This window comes from Methyloversatilis sp. (assembly GCF_030696805.1).
Lineage (GTDB): Bacteria > Pseudomonadota > Gammaproteobacteria > Burkholderiales > Rhodocyclaceae > Methyloversatilis.
In genome coordinates, this window is record NZ_JAUYRO010000012.1 from 15535 (window position 1) to 32467 (window position 16933).

At 66.5% G+C, this 16933-nt stretch carries 17 protein-coding genes; 7 read left to right on the forward strand and 10 right to left on the reverse strand.

Going from position 1 to position 16933, the window contains the following annotated elements:
• Positions 1–162 precede the first annotated feature (162 nt).
• Entirely contained in the window at positions 163–1461 is a 1299-nt protein-coding gene (locus tag Q8R75_RS01055) for an AmpG family muropeptide MFS transporter (protein ID WP_305613771.1), read from the forward strand.
• A gap of 64 nt (positions 1462–1525) precedes the next feature.
• Here the strand turns inward: Q8R75_RS01055 and Q8R75_RS01060 are convergent, their stop codons facing one another.
• The 6 genes from Q8R75_RS01060 to Q8R75_RS01085 form a co-directional block, all read right to left on the reverse strand.
• Positions 1526–2407 carry a cobalamin-binding protein gene (locus Q8R75_RS01060; protein ID WP_305613740.1) on the reverse strand — a complete coding sequence of 294 codons (882 nt, stop codon included), beginning with the start codon at positions 2405–2407 and terminating at the stop codon, positions 1526–1528.
• Positions 2404–3183: an ABC transporter ATP-binding protein gene (locus tag Q8R75_RS01065; RefSeq protein WP_305613741.1), complete on the reverse strand. Its 780-nt coding sequence runs from the start codon at positions 3181–3183 to the stop codon at positions 2404–2406. The genes Q8R75_RS01060 and Q8R75_RS01065 overlap by 4 nt, the downstream gene beginning before the upstream one ends.
• Positions 3180–4199: an iron ABC transporter permease gene (locus Q8R75_RS01070; RefSeq protein WP_305613742.1), complete on the reverse strand. Its 1020-nt coding sequence runs from the start codon at positions 4197–4199 to the stop codon at positions 3180–3182. Before Q8R75_RS01070 ends, Q8R75_RS01065 begins: the two co-directional genes overlap by 4 nt.
• Positions 4200–4205: 6 nt before the next feature.
• On the reverse strand, positions 4206–5897 hold the full coding sequence (locus Q8R75_RS01075; RefSeq protein ID WP_305613743.1) for an ATP-dependent helicase: 1692 nt from the start codon (positions 5895–5897) through the stop codon (positions 4206–4208).
• A 326-nt stretch (positions 5898–6223) separates the two neighbouring features.
• Positions 6224–6652: a PPC domain-containing DNA-binding protein gene (locus Q8R75_RS01080; RefSeq protein ID WP_305613744.1), complete on the reverse strand. Its 429-nt coding sequence runs from the start codon at positions 6650–6652 to the stop codon at positions 6224–6226.
• Positions 6653–6662: 10 nt separating this feature from the next.
• Entirely contained in the window at positions 6663–7238 is a 576-nt protein-coding gene (locus Q8R75_RS01085; protein WP_305613745.1) for an NnrU family protein, read from the reverse strand.
• 180 nt (positions 7239–7418) lie between these two features.
• Here Q8R75_RS01085 and Q8R75_RS01090 point away from each other — a divergent pair, with 180 nt between their 5' ends.
• Together Q8R75_RS01090 and Q8R75_RS01095 are read left to right on the forward strand one after the other, a co-directional pair.
• Entirely contained in the window at positions 7419–7817 is a 399-nt protein-coding gene (locus Q8R75_RS01090) for a hypothetical protein (protein WP_305613746.1), read from the forward strand.
• Positions 7818–7870: 53 nt separating this feature from the next.
• Positions 7871–8014: an entericidin A/B family lipoprotein gene (locus tag Q8R75_RS01095; protein WP_069038830.1), complete on the forward strand. Its 144-nt coding sequence runs from the start codon at positions 7871–7873 to the stop codon at positions 8012–8014.
• Between the two features lie 178 nt (positions 8015–8192).
• Here the strand turns inward: Q8R75_RS01095 and Q8R75_RS01100 are convergent, their stop codons facing one another.
• From Q8R75_RS01100 to Q8R75_RS01115, 4 genes are all read right to left on the reverse strand, one after another.
• A complete protein-coding gene (locus Q8R75_RS01100; RefSeq protein ID WP_305613747.1) occupies positions 8193–10856 on the reverse strand; it encodes a DNA topoisomerase III in 2664 nt (887 codons plus the stop codon).
• Between the two features lie 148 nt (positions 10857–11004).
• The gene (locus Q8R75_RS01105; RefSeq protein ID WP_305613748.1) at positions 11005–11466 is read right to left on the reverse strand and encodes a DUF494 domain-containing protein; all 462 of its coding nucleotides are present in this window, start codon (positions 11464–11466) and stop codon (positions 11005–11007) included.
• Between the two features lie 78 nt (positions 11467–11544).
• Positions 11545–12648 carry a DNA-processing protein DprA gene (gene dprA, locus Q8R75_RS01110; RefSeq protein WP_305613749.1) on the reverse strand — a complete coding sequence of 368 codons (1104 nt, stop codon included), beginning with the start codon at positions 12646–12648 and terminating at the stop codon, positions 11545–11547.
• A gap of 14 nt (positions 12649–12662) precedes the next feature.
• The gene (locus Q8R75_RS01115; protein ID WP_305613750.1) at positions 12663–13682 is read right to left on the reverse strand and encodes a LysM domain-containing protein; all 1020 of its coding nucleotides are present in this window, start codon (positions 13680–13682) and stop codon (positions 12663–12665) included.
• 329 nt (positions 13683–14011) lie between these two features.
• On the opposite strand from Q8R75_RS01115, the gene def reads away from it, so the two are divergent.
• The 4 genes from def to Q8R75_RS01135 all read left to right on the forward strand — a co-directional run bounded on the left by def (position 14012) and on the right by Q8R75_RS01135 (position 16805).
• Positions 14012–14515: a peptide deformylase gene (gene def, locus Q8R75_RS01120; protein ID WP_305613751.1), complete on the forward strand. Its 504-nt coding sequence runs from the start codon at positions 14012–14014 to the stop codon at positions 14513–14515.
• On the forward strand, positions 14515–15474 hold the full coding sequence (gene fmt / locus Q8R75_RS01125; protein ID WP_305613752.1) for a methionyl-tRNA formyltransferase: 960 nt from the start codon (positions 14515–14517) through the stop codon (positions 15472–15474). The genes def and fmt overlap by 1 nt, the downstream gene beginning before the upstream one ends.
• 91 nt (positions 15475–15565) lie before the next feature.
• Positions 15566–16414, forward strand: a complete 849-nt coding sequence (gene htpX / locus Q8R75_RS01130) for a zinc metalloprotease HtpX (RefSeq protein ID WP_305613753.1) — start codon at positions 15566–15568, stop codon at positions 16412–16414.
• A 1-nt stretch (position 16415) separates the two neighbouring features.
• A complete protein-coding gene (locus Q8R75_RS01135; RefSeq protein ID WP_305613754.1) occupies positions 16416–16805 on the forward strand; it encodes a DUF2237 domain-containing protein in 390 nt (129 codons plus the stop codon).
• Positions 16806–16933: the final 128 nt, after the last annotated feature.

The following is a 16933-nucleotide window of genomic DNA, read 5'->3' on the forward strand; positions in this document are numbered from 1 at the left end:
CACGGTTGTCCGACCGGCTTCGCTGCGCGGTCGGTCGGTCGGGCTGGTATCTTCCGGCCTTGTTCCCCGCACCGCACCTGCACCTCGCCCGTGACCCCGCACTCCACTGATGCCGGCTGGCTCGACAGTCTGAAGGTCTATGCCCACCCGCGCGTCGCCGGCATGCTGTTTCTCGGTTTTTCCGCCGGTCTGCCGCTGATCCTGGTGCTCGGCTCGCTGTCCTTCTGGCTGCGTGAAGCAGGCATCGATCGCTCGACCATCGGCTATTTCAGCTGGATCGGTCTCGCCTATGCCTTCAAGTGGATGTGGTCGCCGCTGGTCGATCGCCTGCCACTGCCGCTGCTGACCGGTCTGCTCGGTCGGCGCCGCAGCTGGTTGCTGGCGTCGCAACTCACCATCGCGCTGGCGCTGCTCGGCATGGCCGCGACCGATCCGGCGGAAAATCTGAGCCGCATGGCGTATTGCGCACTGGCGGTTGCGTTCGCCTCGGCGACGCAGGACATCGCGCTCGATGCCTACCGCATCGAGGCGGTCGAACAGCGGCTGCAGGGGGCGATGGCGGCGACCTACCAGGGCGGCTACCGCATCGCGATGATCGTCGCCTCGGCCGGCGTGTTGTGGCTGGCCGCGTCGGTCGATGCGACCGAGCTGGTCTACGAGCACGCGCCCTGGCGCTTCGCCTACCTGGTGATGGCGGCGAGCATGTCGGTCGGCGTAGTGACCACGCTGCTCATCCGCGAGCCCGACGTGGTGGTGTCGGCCGAAACCGTGCAGCGTGAGGCGCTCGCCCGAGACTGGCTGATGCGCGAAGGCCTGCACGGCCCGCTGCTGCGTCTGGCGGCCTGGCTGCACGGCGCTGCGCTGTCGCCTCTGCTCGACTTCATCCGCCGCTACCGCTGGCAGGCGGTACTGCTGCTGGCACTGATCGGCACCTACCGCATTTCCGATGTGGTCATGGGCATCATGGCCAACGCCTTCTATGTCGACATGGGCTACACGAAGGACGAGGTGGCAACGGTTGCCAAGGTGTACGGCGTGGGCATGACCATCGCAGGCGCGGTGATTGGCGGTGTGCTGACTGCCCGCATCGGCGTCATGAAGACACTGTTTCTCGGTGCGTTGCTGTCATCGGTCACCAATCTGCTGTTCGTCTGGCTGGCCGGTCGCGGCCACGACGTGAGCGGCCTCATTTTCGCGATTTCGGCCGATAACCTGTCGGCCGGCATCGCATCGTCCGCCTTCGTGGCCTATCTGTCCGGGCTGACCAATGTGGCGTACTCGGCCACGCAGTACGCGCTGTTCAGTTCGCTGATGCTGCTGCTGCCCAAATTCATTGCCGGTTTTTCCGGCGTGGTGGTGGATGCGCGCGGCTACGAGTTCTTCTTCACCGGCACTGCACTGCTCGGCGTGCCGGTGCTGGCGCTGGTCTGGCTGGCGGCGCGGGCGGAACGGGGCAGGTAGCGCGGGTCAAAGCGCCACCCTTGTTCAAGGTGCGCTCGCCGCTGCGCGCCGCCTCTTCCGATTTTCAGCGTCGTTTCGCCCGCGCCTGCTCAAGTTGCTCGCATAGTTTCGCCGCACCGTCGAGCACACGTGGCGTATTGCGCTGCAGCTGTTCCGGCGGAATGAAATAGAGGTTGTCCCGCGCGACGGCCGGCAGGCTGCGCCAGCGCCGCCATGCGTCCAGCCACTCCGGGCGTCCATCTGCCATGCCGCTGGCGACGATGACTTCGGGTGCGGCGGCCAGCACCGCCTCTTCGGTCACCGTCGGCGCGAGGATGGCCAGATCGGCGAACACGTTGCGCCCGCCGCACAGTGCCATCACTGCGCTGATCAGATGCTGGCCATTGACCGTCATCGGCGGCCGGTCCCAGATCTGGTAGAACACGCCGACCGGCGGGCGGGACGCGTAGCGGGCGGCCAGCCTGTCGCGTCGTGTGCGGAAGTCGAGTGCTGCGGCATCCGCATCCTTCGATGTACCGGCCAGCCGGCCGAGCAGTTCGAGCGTGTGCGCGATGTCATCCAGCGAGCGCGGTTCGCTGACGAAAACCGGAATGCCCAGCCGGTCGAGCTGAGCGTATTGCGCGGCCCGGGTGCTGCTCTGCCAGGCGATGACCAGATCAGGCTTCAGCGCTGCGACCGCCTCGATGTCGACGGCGCTGGAACTGCCGACCCGCGGCAGCGCCTTCGCCGCCGCCGGATAGTCGCTGTATTCCACCGCGCCGACCAGCTTTCCGCCAGCGCTGGCGGCGTACAGCAGTTCGGTCACGTGCGGCGCCAGACTGACGATGCGCTGCGCGGGTGCAGGCAGCACGACGCGGCGCCCGGCGTCGTCGGTCACGCTGACGCCGGCGCGTGCCGGGGTCGTGGCAAGCATCAGTCCGAGCAACAGCCAGGCGGTGCGCATCATGCCGGCACGAAATAGCGACGCTCACCGTCGCGCAGCTCGCGCAGCGGATGGCAGAACGCGCGTGACAGCGTGTCCGGCTGCAGCACCGCGTCGACCGCCCCGCACACCCACTCGCCGCCGCCGGTCAGCAGCAGCACGCGGTCGCAGAAGCGCAGTACCTGATTGAGGTCATGCAGCACGGCCACCACGGCGCGCCCCTCGTCATGCGCCATGCCGGCGAACAGCGACAGCGTGTCCGTCTGGTAGTCGAGGTCGAGATGGGTGACCGGCTCGTCGAGCAGGCACAGCGGTGCGTCCTGCGCCAGCAGCGCGGCGATGGCGACACGCTGTCGTTCGCCCCCGGACAGCGTGCGCACGTCGCGCGCCTCGAAGCCGGTGAGCGATACGCGGGCCATCGCGTCGAACGCGACCTGCACATCGTGCGCGCTGTCGTCCGACCAGCGGCCGATGTGCGGGTGCCGACCGACCAGCACGGTGTCGAGCACGGTCGATGCGAAGGCGTCCTCGTGCGACTGCGGCAGCAGCGAGCGCTGGCGCGCCAGCGCGCGCGGCGCCATCGACGCGAGCGACACACCATCGAGTGTGAGGCTGCCGGCGAGCGGCGCGCGCAGCCCGGCCAGCGTGCTCAGCACGGTGGACTTGCCGATGCCGTTGCGGCCGATGACGGCGAGCATTTCACCGGGCCGGATGTCGAGGTCGAGCGCGGCGCACAGGGTGCGACCTTCGATGCCGACGCTGACATCGCGCGCGACGAGCAGGGGCGGTGCGGTGCTCATTGACGGCGATGCAGCAGGAACAGGAATACCGGCACGCCCAGCAGCGCCGTCAGCACGCCGACCGGCAGTTGTGCGGGCGCAATGACGGTGCGCGCTGCGGTATCGGCCAGCAGCAGCAGCAGGGCGCCGGCCAGTGCGCTGGCAGGCAGCAGCAGACGCTGGTCGTTGCCGAGCGCCAGCCGCATCAGGTGCGGCACGACCAGACCGACAAAGCCCACCGCGCCGACCGTGGTCACCGCTACAGCGGTCAGGGCCGAGGCAATCAGATAGATCGCCAGGCGCAGGCGCAGCACCGGTACGCCGAGCGTCTGTGCGGTGAGGTCGCCGCGTGCCAGCAGGTTCAGGTCACGCGCCAGTGGTACGCATACAAGAGCACCGACGGCCAGCGTCCACAGCGCAGCCGCGGGTGGCGCGGCCACACCAGCGTCGCCCATCAGCCAGAACAGCATGCCGCGCAGCGACTGCTCGTTCGCCACCGTCAGCATGAAGGACACCGCCGCGCCGCAGCCGGCCGACACGATGACGCCGGTCAGCAGGAGCCGGGTCGGCGTGCGGCCGCCCTCGCCGTGGGCCAGACCGAACACCAGCGCCATTGCGGCCAGCGCACCGGCGAAGGCGGACAGTTCGAACAGCGCGCCGGCCAGCCCGGCCGTCATGGCCAGCAGCGCGCCGACCGAGGCGCCGCCGGAAATGCCGAGCACGTAGGGGTCGGCCAGCGGATTGCGCAGCAGCACCTGCATCAGCGCGCCGGCCAGAGCGAGCAGACCGCCGCAGGCTGCCGCCGCCAGCACGCGTGGCAGTCGCAGGCCGAGCACCACATCGCCGGCCACCCCGGCATCGCCGCCGGTCGCGATCTGCCACAGTTGCGCCGGGCTGACCGGCACGCTGCCGAGTGACAGCGACAGCGCGATCGACAGCAGCAGGCCGACGGCGAGCAGCGGCAGCGCCAGGGCGCGGCGCGGCGAACGGGTGCGCCCGGATGCGGCAGGCTGCATGGCTTCAGCAGGGATCGACATGCGCCGCTAGCCCCGTCCGAGCCGTTCGTCGAGCGTGCGTCCGGCGCGTTCGCTGACCACCAGCACCAGCTTCATCATGGCGCGTGTGGCGCCGACGAACAGCTTGCGCAGCGTGCGCTCGTCCAGCGCATCGAAATCGACTTCGGCGAGGATGACTGCCGGCGCGGACTGGCCCTTGAACCGGTAGACCGACTCGATCAGCACATCACCCTCGGAATACTCCGGCTGGCCGAGCAGGTCGTACTGGCCGGTAAAGCTGCGCAGCGCGTTGGCGCCGAGCCGGTCGTGGCGCAGCAGTTCCGACTGTTCGCGGCCACGCCAGCTGACGATGGCAACGTCTTCGGTGCGAAAGCCGGCGGCAAAGCACAGGCGGATCGCCTCCTTCACGCGCTGGGTCAGCGGATGCTCTGCGTCATACACCAGCCGCTCGACGTCGTCGGCATCGAACGGCGATGCCGCTTCGATCTGCGCGGCCTCGGGCAGCACGTCCTGCAGCAGCGTCTGCAGCATGTGCACGACCGGGCGCGGGCTGCGGAAGTTGCTGCGCGCGCGCAGCGTCACCCAGCCCGGAAGTTCGACCGGCGTTCGGCCATACAGATTCTGCATCGGGTCTTCCAGCCAGATCAGCCGCGCCTCGTCGGCGGCGTGGCGCCACAGCCCGGTCGCCCAGTCGGCGGAAAAGTCCTGACCTTCGTCGACGATGACGGTGTCGAAACGCAGGGCGGCCGGCACGTCGAGTTCGCCGGCGCGCGCGATCAGCGCGTCGAACGCGTCGGGCCGTGCATAGTCGGGCCGTTCGCCGTGTTCGGCCAGCACGCGCTCGCACAGGTGGTGGAAGGTGCATGCCAGCCCGCCCTCGGGCGCGATGCGCGCGAGGTGATCGGCCAGCGGCCGGTTGAAACAGACATACAGCGGGCGCTGACCAGCGTCGATCGCCGCGCGGTACTCGGCGAGCGCGAGCTGGGTCTTGCCCGAGCCGGCCGTGCCGACGACGCGTAGTCGATAGGGTGAAAAGTCGAGCGCGCGTGCCCACTGCGACAGGCCGCCGGCAACCCGGGTCACGCGCTCGCGCGCCATGCCCATGCGCGCGCTGACGTCGGCTTCGAGCTTGATTTCATCGCGCAGGAAACGATGCACTTCGGCCGCGCGTGCGCCGTGTTCGCCCGGCGGAAGAATCGACTGGATGCGCGCCGCCAGTGTGTCGCGCAGCGCTGCATCGACGATGCGGTCAGGTTCGATGCCGGCGGTATGCGCCTGACGCACGAAGTGGTCGGGGCAGTACAGCAGGTACTCGAGGCTGGGCAGTGCGGCATCGGCCCCGCCCAGACGCGATGCCAGACGCGTGTGCAGCGCATGACGCGATCGCGCGATGCCGACCGCGACATTGCGATCGCGTCCGCGATGGCGGGTCAGCAGGCCGTGCGGACTTTCTTCGAGATAGCCGCTGCGCTGTTCGATGGCGAGCAGGTTGCCGGCCGCGTTGACGATGACGAAATCGATATCGCCGTAGATCGAAAACCCCTGATCGAGACGCGTCCAGTGCACGCCGTGATAGACGGTGTAGGCCGCCGGCAGCGCGCGCTCGAGCAGCGCCAGTGTGGCGCGTTCGCGCTCCGCTGCGGCGCCCGGGCGGATGGCGTCGCCAGCGTCGTTGCCACCATCCATTTCGCGCCAGCCATCGGGTACCACCTTCGCCACGTGTTGCATCCTGTCGTCAGATCGATGCGAGCTTACACGGCGTGCGCCGATCATCGTGCGGCGCACGCCGGTTATCCACAGTATCTGTGGACAAGACGCGTCATCACGCGGTAACACCGGCCGCAGCGCCGCACGCCGCAACGGTGTCAATAGGGTTGCTCATTAATGAGGCAGGGTGCGGACAATTGAGGTGGCCGCTTGCGCAGCCGGTCACTCAGTCCATCCACAGTTTCTGTGGACAAGGCTGTGGGCGAAAGCTGTATGGCGGTGGCAGCGCCGCCGCCAGCAAGGATGTGGGCACGACGCCTCATTTGCAGGCAGCTCGCTCAATCCGGGCCGCGGGCGCCGAGCAGTTCGTGCAGGTTCTCGGCCACCATTTCCTCGTAACCGGTCGCCGGGTCGATCTCGCGCCGGATGTCCCAGCCGGTGGCGATGCCGAGCACCAGTTCCATCGTGGTGCGCACGATGCTGCCCGCCAGCAGGTGGCCACCGGTGACGCGCCCGTCAGCGTCGGCCACCATCATGTGCAGATGCACGCCGTGCCGGCTCACGGTGCCGGACAGCGTCAGCAGCTCACTGTCGCCGTCGATGACGGTGGCACTGTCGCGACCGGCCAGACGCAGCATGGCGGGTGCCAGGCTGCCCACTGCCGACAGCACGAAGGCGGCGCCGATGTCCTGCCGGCGCGCGACGGCTTCCAGGCTGCGTCGCAGATCGTCGCCCGGGCGCAGCCGCTCGATGTGCAGGGTGATCACGGTCGATCGTTCAGCCGAAAGGCTTCACGCCGATCAGCGCAAGATGCAGCCAGCCGGCGAACACCGCCCAGCCGGCGACACCGGCGACGATGGCGATCGCATCGCGCGATGCGCTGCCCGGGCGCTGCACACCGGCTGCGCGGTCGCGCCGGCGCAGCGTCGCGAACATGACGACCGCCCAGACGAGAAAGCTGCCGAACAGCAGCAGGTCGGCCAGCGTGCCATTGGCGATCAGGTGGGCGAACGCCCAGATCTTCACGCCGGCCACCATGGGATGACCAAGTTTTGCGCGGATGCGCGTGCCCGGCACATAGGCACAGGCCATCAGCACGAAGGCTGGCAGCGTGAGCAGTGCGGCCAGGTGACGCGTCCACACCGGCGGCGCCCACAGCAGCGTTGGTGCCATGCGCGCCTCGCCGTAGCCCTGCACGATCAGCACCAGACCGATCAGGGACAGCACCGCGTAAAGGATTTTCCACGGCAGCAGACCGAGGCGCGCGACACCTGCATCGCGCAAACCGGGGGCAATCAGCCGCGTCGAGTGCACGCCGAGCAGCAGAACCAGACCGAGTACCAGTATTGCCATCACATTTTCTCCACGATTGGGGTCAGAGCAAGGATCAGAGCGCGAGCGTACCCGAGACGGGCCGCGCGCACCTGCATCGATGCGGGAATCGTCCTACAGCCCTCCCGCCGTGCGGACGACAGGCGGTGCCGTGGCCGGTGCGCATACTGCAGTCGTGTCATGCAGACGGAGAAACGCATCATGACGATTCGATTGCTGATGTCGGCGCTGTGTGGCGCCCTGCTGAGCGCGGCGCTGCTGACCGCCTTCCAGATGGGGCACGGCGCGGCGACCGCATCCGACAGCGTGACTGCAATGTCGCGCCTTGATGGCCGGGAAGTGTTCGATACCGAAGGCGTGACGCTGGGCGTGGTCGAGCAGACCGTGTCCGGACGCCACGGTGAGCGCAGCGCACGCTACGCCATGGTGCGCGTGTCGCGCTCCGGCAACGCAGGCCTGCGTCTGGCGGTGCCCGCCTATCGGTTGCAGGCGGTGGACGACGGTCTCATGTTGACGCCCGATATCGAAGGCGATGATGCTGTAGTCGGCGACGACGGTGAAATCGTGCCGGCCGTATCGCATCTTCGCAGCACAATCTGAGTGCCTCAGGCAGGTTTCTAAACGCAACACCCACTTTCCCAACGGAGACGAGCATGAACAAGCTGATGACGATACTTATTCTGAGTGCCGGTCTTGCCCTGGCGGGCTGCAACACGATTGCCGGTGCCGGCAAGGACATCGAGTCCGGTGGCGAGGCGGTGCAGGACACCGCGCGCGACGTGCAGAAGAAGATGTAGTTCCACGCTTCCCGCTTTGCCCGACTCAGGCCTCGAGTCGGGCATTTTTTTTGGCATCCACCGATCCACAGTCGGCCCTGAGGGCGAACCGGACCCGGAACACGCGGCAGCGCGCGATCAAGTGCAGCGGGCGCATCGCATTATTGGCGAGGTTGCACCCGCCGGCCATTGGCCGCCGTCAGACGGTTTTCTTTGACGTGGCTTTTTTCGGGGCGGCCTTTTTCGGTGTGGTTTTTTTTGCGGCCGCCTTGGTCGGAGCGGCCTTCTTTGCGACCGCCTTCTTCACCGGCGCTCCGGCAGGCGTTTCGCCCTCTGCCACTTCCGTGCCGGGTGCTGACGCCTTGGCATCCTTCGCGGCTGCTTTCGGCTTGACCGCGCGCGGCTCGAATTCAAAGCCCACCTTGCCGTCCGGCTGGCGCACCAGGAAGGCGGAGAACTTGCGCTTGGTTCGCGACGACACAAAACCCTTCAGCAGGTCGGTGCGACCGGCCTCCAGCAGTTTCTGCATCTGCTCCGCTTCGATCGGCTGCTGCAGGATGATCTTGCCCGAGCGGAAGTCGCAGGACTTTTCCGGACCGACCGCCTTTTCGCAGATGTAGGACATCGGCTGTTCGTACACCTTGGCCGCGCACTTCGGGCACGCGCCGAGCGGCGTCTGCGACGAGAAATCGACCGGCTCGGCATTTTCGTCATCGCGCGGCTGGCCGAAATCGAACTCCGGCTCCATCTTGTCATTGAGCTTGATCAGCGCATTGAACGGCCGGCCCATCTTGTTGCGGAATCCGGTCAGCGGTCCGACCTGATGATCGCGCAGCAGGGTATCGATTTCGTGCGTTTCGAACTGACGACTGGCGACGATTTTCCACAGCGCGAAGTCGCAGGCCTGACACTGGAATTTCTTGTAGTTTTCCTTCACGACACCGCCGCAGCGCGGGCACTTTTCTTCCAGCGTCGCGAAGTCACCCGGAATGGTGTCGCTTTCGTAGCTCTTCGCCTGATGCACGATGCGCTGCGTCATGTCGGCGATCTCGCCCATGAAGGCCGCGCGCGACAGCTCGCCGCGCTCGATCTGCGACAGCTTGTATTCCCACTCGCCGGTCAGTTCGGGCGAACTCAGTTCGTCGATCTTCAGGCCACGCAGCGCAATCATCAGCTGGAAACCCTTGGCGGTCGGAATCAGCTCGCGCCCTTCGCGCAACATGTAGCTTTCGAGAATCAGGTTTTCGATGATCTGCGCACGCGTCGCCGGCGTGCCCAGTCCGCGCCCGGCCATTGCGGCGCGCAGTTCTTCGTCGTCGATGGTCTTGCCGGCGCCTTCCATTGCGGACAGCAGCGTCGCTTCAGAGTAGCGCGCCGGCGGGCGCGTCTGCTGCGCCTTCACCAGCATGTCCTCGACTTTTACCGTCTCTCCCGGCTTGACCGGTACCAGACTGGCCGCAACGGTTTCGCCCTTGGCCTTGGCCTCGTCATCGACCAGCGCCGCTTCCTTGCCATAGACGGCGAGCCAGCCGGCATTCACCAGCACCTTGCCCTCGGTCTTGAAGGCTTCGCCTTCGACGCGGGTGATCCGCGTCGTGATCTGATATTCGGCGGCCGGAAAGAACACCGCGAGAAAGCGCCGCGTCACCAGGTCGTAGATCTTGGCTTCGGCTTCGGACAGCGACTTGGGCTCGGTGCCGGTCGGAATGATGGCGAAGTGATCGGAAATCTTGGCGTTGTTGAAGATGCGCTTGTTCGGCTTGACCCAGCCGTGCTTCACGATTTCGTTGGCGTGCGGCGCATAGGTCTGAGGCAGGCGTGCCAGCACGTCATTGACCGTCGGCAGATAGTCTTCCGGCAGCGCACGGGCATCGGTACGCGGATAGGTCAGCACCTTGTGCTTCTCGTACAGTGCCTGTGCGATCTGCAGCGTGACGCGGGCCGAAAAGCCGAAGCGCCCGTTGGCCTCGCGCTGCAGCGACGTGAGGTCGTACAACAGCGGCGACAACTGGGTTGAGGGCTTGGCCTCTTCCTCGACCGTGCCAGTCTTGCCGGCGCATTTCGCCTGGATGGCGCGCGCCTTCGCCTCGTCCCACACGCGTTCGGCGCGCGCATGCTCGTCGCCTTCCGGCCGTTTGAATTTTTCGTCGATCCAGCGGCCGGTGTACTCACCGGCAACGGCGCCGAAATGACCTTCGATTTCCCAGTAGTCGCGTGACTTGAAGCGACGGATTTCTTCTTCGCGCCGCACGACGATGGCCAATGTCGGCGTCTGCACCCGGCCGACCGTCGTCAGGTGGAAACCGCCGGTCTTCGAATTGAACGCGGTCATCGCCCGCGTGCCGTTGATGCCGATGAGCCAGTCGCTCTCGGCGCGCGACATCGCGGCCTGACGCAGACCTTCGACTTCCTCTGAACTGCGCAGCTTCACGAAGCCGTCGCGGATCGCCGTCGTGGTCATCGACTGCAGCCACAGGCGTTCGATCGGCTTGGTCGATTTGCTGTGCTCGACGATGTAATTGAAGATCAACTCGCCCTCGCGGCCCGCGTCACAGGCATTCACGAGGCTGTCGACGTCCTTGCGCTTGATCAGCCGGGTCAGCAGGCGCAATCGCTCGGCGGTCTTGTCGATCGGATTCAGCGTAAAGCGGGGCGGGATGACCGGAAGATGGGCAAACGACCATTTGCCGCGCTTGACCTCGTATTCCTCGGGCACGGCCAGTTCCAGCAGATGGCCGACTGCAGACGACAACACGTAGTCGTCGCTTTCGAAGTAGTCACCTTCGCGCGTGAATCCGCCGACGGAGCGCGCGATGTCCTGCGCGACCGACGGTTTTTCCGCGATGATCAGTTTTTTGCCCATGCCTGCCCGATGACCCGATCGCCGACTGCGGCGCACCGGGTGCGCGCCGGATCAAGCGGCGTGAAAGCGGCGCATGATAGGGACAAAAATTCCGAACAGGCAAGCGAATACGCGGAACCTCGCCGCGCCCGACGCGTCGGGCGCCGGATCAATGAGGGGCGCGCGGCTCGTCTTCGTCGGACAGCAGCTCCTCGAGGACAAGGGTGTCGGTGGTCGCCTGCTGGTTCCAGAGCACCATCAGCACGATCACCTTGAGCTGACTCAGCGACACCTCGTCATCCTCCAGCGCCAACGCACGCTCGACCACGATTTCTCGGGTCAGGGCGTTGATCGCACCGGCATCTTCGAGGAATGAAAGGAAGCCGCGGCATTCAGTGTCGAGCCGCGATTGCTCCACTGCCGAGTACAGCCGGATGGACCGGCTTTCTTCGGCAATCTTCGGCTTGTCGGCGCCACCGGCGCTTTCAAGACCGGACAGCCAGCCCATCGCCTCTTCGATTTCGTCCTGCTCGAAACCGGCAGCCGTAAGCTTGCGCGCGAGCTGATTGGGCTCGGGATAACTGTCCAGATGCGCGTAAGTTTCGAAAAGATAGACCAGAACGTCGATCATGATTCGGCTCCGCGCGTGCCGGTTGGCGGCAAAGCCCACCGGCGGTTTGTCACCCGGCTCGGGTGTATCCGAACCGTATCACCTGATGCGCTGGAATCGCCCGTCGGGCAGCAGCGCCACCCGCCTTTCGAGTTCCAGCGAAAACAGCATGGCGGAGAGGGTGTCTGCCGTCAAGCCGGTATGTTGCGCGAGCAGATCGATTCCGACCGGATCGAAGCCCATTGCATCGAGCAGTGCCGATGTGTCGTCAGCGACCGGTGCCGCGTGGGCGGCGTCGACCGGTGGGGGCTCTGGCTGCAGCTCGGACAGGATGTCGCGCGCGTCGTCCACCAGTTTCGCACCCTGGCGGATCAGCTGGTGGCAGCCCTTGGACAGCGGCGAATGGATGGACCCCGGGATCGCAAACACCTCGCGCCCCTGGTCGCCGGCCAGACGGGCGGTGATGAGCGTGCCGCTGCGTGCTGCCGCCTCGACCACCAGCACACCGCGTGACAGGCCGGAAATGATGCGGTTGCGGCGCGGAAAGTTCTCGCGGAGCGCCGGCGTGCCGAGCGGGAATTCGCTGACCACGGCGCCGTGCGCGGCCACGCGGCGCGCAAGGTCCTGATTGCGCGGCGGGTAGATGCGGTCGGCGCCGGTGCCGATCACCGCAATGGTCGAACCCGGACCGTCGAGCGCGCCGTTGTGGGCGGCGGCGTCGCAGCCCAGCGCGAGGCCGCTGACGATGGTCAGACCGCCGCGCGACAGCTCGCGCGCAAATTGTTCGGCGGTCTGCGCGCCTTGCGCGGTGGCGTTGCGCGCCCCGACGATGGCCAGCGCGCGCCGGTTCAGCAGCTCGACGCGGCCTTTCACATACAGCAACGTCGGCGGGTCGGCAATTTCGAGCAGCGCTTGCGGATACGCGGCATCTGCCAGCGTCACGAGGTGATTGCCGGGCAGCTTCGCCCAGTCGAGCGTGTGGGCGATCGCTGCATCATCATCGAAGGCGGCCAGCAGGCGGGCCGCCTTGTCGCCGACCGCCGCCGCGATCGCCGGGCCGGACGCCGCAAACACCCGCTCGGGCGGACCGAATGCCGACAGCAGTCGGCGTTGTGCCTCCAGCCCGAGTCCGCGAGTCAGCGTGAGCCGCAGCCAGGCTGCGAGCGAAGCATCGGATACGGGCGCCACCGGCGACCGCGCCATCGAGCCGTCGGCGTTCAGGGCTTGCGGACGCGGTCGCCGACGGTGATCGGGCGCTTGGCATCCATCACCAGCGCGTAGGAAATGGTATCGAACACCCGGAACACGAACACGACGCCCGAACGTTCGTCCGGCATCTGGAAGGTGTTGATCTGCTGGTCGCGGCGTTCGGTGATCTTCTTGCCGGCGACGAAGGCGGCGAACACGTGGCCGACCTCCACACCATCGTTCGCGCCGCGGTTCAGCAGCACGACGTTGTGACGCCCGGCCGACGCTACGCCACCGACGATGCGTGCCACGCTGCCTTCGATGTCCTGCTCGGGGGCACGCGGCACGTAGGCGACCAGTTCAGCCGGTGGCGCCGGCATCAGCCGGTCGCCCTTGCCCATTTCGAACTGCGCTTTCTCGACTTCGAAAGTCGCCGGGTCGCCTTCGCGCGTCAGCCGCGCATCACCGAGGTATTCGGCTTCGAAGCCCAGCACGGCCTTGGTCTCCGGATCGCGGATCGGGGCAGCCGGTCGATAGACATGCCACAGCGACTGGTTGTCGGTCACGCCGGTCACGTAGGCCACATCGCCTGCACTGAGGTACACACGGCCTTCCTGCGTGCCGACGATGCGCGGCGCCGTTTCGTTGAAACTGGCTTCGACCGCAATTGGCCTGGTCAGGAAGGGTTCGATGGCCTTGTGCGGAATCGAGGCAATCGGCTCGGGCACCGCTTCTTCGTAGGTCCTGGGCGAAAGCTTGAGCGGCTGACCGACGCGCAGGCGAGGCGAGCCGTTGAAATCTTCCAGATAGACGATCTGCCCGGGGTAGATCAGGTGCGGGTTGCGGATCTGTTCGCGATTCATCCGCCAGACTTCGGGCCAGCGCCACGGCTCCTTCAGGAACAGGCCGGCAATGCCCCACAGCGTGTCGCCCGGCTTGACGACATGGCGGTCAGGCGCGTTGCTGGCCATTGCGGGCGCACGGTCTGACTGGGCGAAGGCGGTCGCGCTTGAAAGGGCGACCAGCAGGGAGCATATAATCTTGCGCATGTTGTGGCCTCGCACTGGCGGATGCCGGTAGCACAACGGTTACGGACGGATGGTCGCCGCGTTTCGTGTTGCACCGCCGGAACCCGGCCGGGGGTTTGCCTCTCGATATTGGTTCAAGCGTTTGCTACGGCAGCGTGCGCGGCGACTTGAGCGATGCTCGTCCTGGTTCCGCCGCCGGAAATCATGGGTTGCATCATGGATTGCGGCGCGCGTTGCATGACGGCAGACAAGGCTCAGGCCATCGGCATGCATCAGTGTAGCAAGCTGCTTCAACTAATGACAGTCTGCATGAAAATTCACTGCTAATCCATTAAATCAGCACGACTTTTATGGCACTACTCCCGATACTGAAGTTTCCCGATCCCCGTCTGCGCAAGAAGGCGTCGCCGGTTCAGGGGGTCGATGAAAGCACCCGCAGACTGGCCGCCGACATGGCGGAAACGATGTACGCCGCACCCGGAATCGGACTGGCCGCGACCCAGGTCGATGTGCACAGGCAGGTCATCGTGATCGATATCAGCGAGGACAAGACCGGGCTGATCACGCTGATCAACCCGCGCATCGTCGAGCGCGACGGCGAGCAGGTGTATGAGGAAGGCTGTCTGTCGGTGCCCGGCATCTACGAAAAGGTGACGCGTTCGGAGCACATCCGGGTGATCACGCTGTCGCTCGACGGCGTCGAGCACGAAATAGAGGCACACGGCTTGCTGGCTGTGTGCATCCAGCACGAAATGGATCACCTGCAGGGCAAGGTGTTCGTCGATCATCTGTCGCAACTGAAGCAGACCCGCATCAAGAACCGCATCGCGAAGCAGGCCCGCGAAAGCGCCTGATGTCCTCATTCACTCCCACGGCCCGGCCGCGCATCGCGTTTGCCGGCACACCGGCATTTGCCGCCCGTGCGCTCGACGCACTGATCGGTTTCGACTGCGACATCCCGCTCGTGCTGACCCAGCCTGACCGGCCGGCCGGCCGCGGCATGAAGCTCACGGCCAGCCCGGTGAAGGCACGCGCTCTGGCACACGGCCTGACGGTGGCCCAGCCCGATACGCTGAAAACCCCGGAACTGCGCGCGCCGCTGGCGGAGGCTGCGCCCGACCTGCTGGTGGTCGTCGCTTATGGCCTGCTGCTGCCGCGCGCGGTACTCGACATTCCGCGCCTCGGCTGCATCAACATCCATGCGTCACTGCTGCCGCGCTGGCGCGGCGCCGCGCCGATACAGCGCGCCATCGAAGCGGGCGACGCCCGGACCGGCATCACGTTGATGCAGATGGACATCGGCCTCGATACCGGCCCGATGCTGGCCGAATGCGCGGTCGACATCACGGGCATCGACAGCGCTGCCTCGCTGCACGACCGGCTGGCCGAAGCCGGCGCGCGGCTGCTGATCGATACCCTGCCCGACCTGCTCGCCGGCCGCGTCACGCCGCGCGCGCAGCCGGAGGCGGGCGCCTGCTATGCCGCCAAGATCAGCAAGGCCGAAGCGGCACTCGACTTTCGTCGTCCGGCGCCCGAGTTGGGCCGCCGGCTGCGCGCCTTCGATCCCTTTCCCGGCGGGCTGATGACGGTGGAGGGCACGCCGATCAAGCTGTGGCGGGCCGAGGTGCTGGCCCAGCCGGGCGCACCCGGACTGATCAGCCGGGTCGATGATCACGGCGTGGTGATCGGCTGCGGCGAAGGTTCGCTGTGCGTCACCGAACTGCAGAAGGCCGGCGGTCGCCGGTTGCCGGTCGCCGAGTTCCTGCATGGGCATCCGCTTGCAGCAGGCCAGCAGGCAAAGCTGCCGGGCTGAGCGCTGACCGCCCCGCGTGCCGGGCACGCTTGAATTTTCCGCTGTGTGCGCAATCTATATGGCGTCCGATTTTCACTGACGGGAATGCACAATGTTTGGCAACTGGCTGAAAACGTCGATCCTGATGGCCGGCATCGTCGCGCTGTTCGGCGTCGTCGGCGCGGCCATCGGCGGGCAGCAGGGCATGCTGCTGGCGCTGCTGTTAGGCGGCGCAATGAATGTGTGGGCGTACTGGTTTTCCGACAAGATGGTGCTGCGCATGTACAACGCGCGCGAAGTCGACGCCGCCTCGTCGCCCTATCTGTACAACATGGTGGCCGAACTGGCGCAGCGGGCCGGACTGCCGATGCCGCGCGTCTACCTCATCGACGAAGCGCAACCGAATGCCTTCGCCACCGGCCGCAACCCGGAGAACGCGGCCGTGGCGGCGACCACCGGCATCGTCCGCATGCTCTCCGCGCGCGAACTGCGCGGCGTGATGGCGCACGAACTGGCGCACGTGAAGAACCGTGACATCCTGATCTCGACCATTTCGGCCACGGTGTCCGGCGCGATTTCGGCGCTGGCGCAGTTCGGCATGCTGTTTGGCGGCAACCGCGACGCGGAAGGCCGCCCGGCCAATCCGGTGGTCGGCATCATTGTTGCCCTGCTGGCGCCGATTGCTGCCATGCTGATCCAGATGGCGATCTCGCGCACACGCGAGTTCGGGGCCGACCGGGGTGGTGCGGAAATATCGGATGATCCGCATGCATTGGCCGACGCCCTCACTAAAATAGACGCTTACGCGCGGGGTATTCCCATGGCGACTGCCGAAGCGCACCCGGAGACCGGCCAGATGATGATCATGAATCCCCTTTCGGGCGGCGGCCTGCGCGGCCTGTTCAGCACGCACCCCGCAACGGCGGAGCGCGTGGCCCGCCTGCTCGCGCTGGCCCGCTGACATGGATCGCGACTGGCGCCCTGACGGCAATGCCCGCAACGTGATTGGCGGGCCGCTCGAGCCCTGTTCGTTCAAGCCGCTGACCGGTTTTTTCCGCGACGGCTGCTGCAACTCCGACGACAACGATTTCGGCTCGCACACCGTGTGCGCGGTACTGACCGACGACTTCCTCGTGTTTTCCCGCGCGCGCGGCAACGACCTGTCGACGCCGCGCCCGGAATACGATTTTCCCGGGCTGCGGGCCGGCGACCGCTGGTGCCTGTGCGCCGCACGCTGGCGCGAAGCCTTTGACGCCGGGCAGGCACCGCAGGTGATTCTGGTCGCCACGCACGAGGCTGCGTTGCGTTACGTTCCGATCGAAGCGCTGCGCCAGCACGCCTGGACGGGTTGATCATCCGGTTCACCCCCGATCCGGACCCGCTCCGGAGCGGGCCATGACTCGCCTACTGCCGGTGTACACACCTTGAATTCCGTTTCTTCCGCCGGCCAGCCGGTGGCCGCTGATTCGCTGGCGGCGGC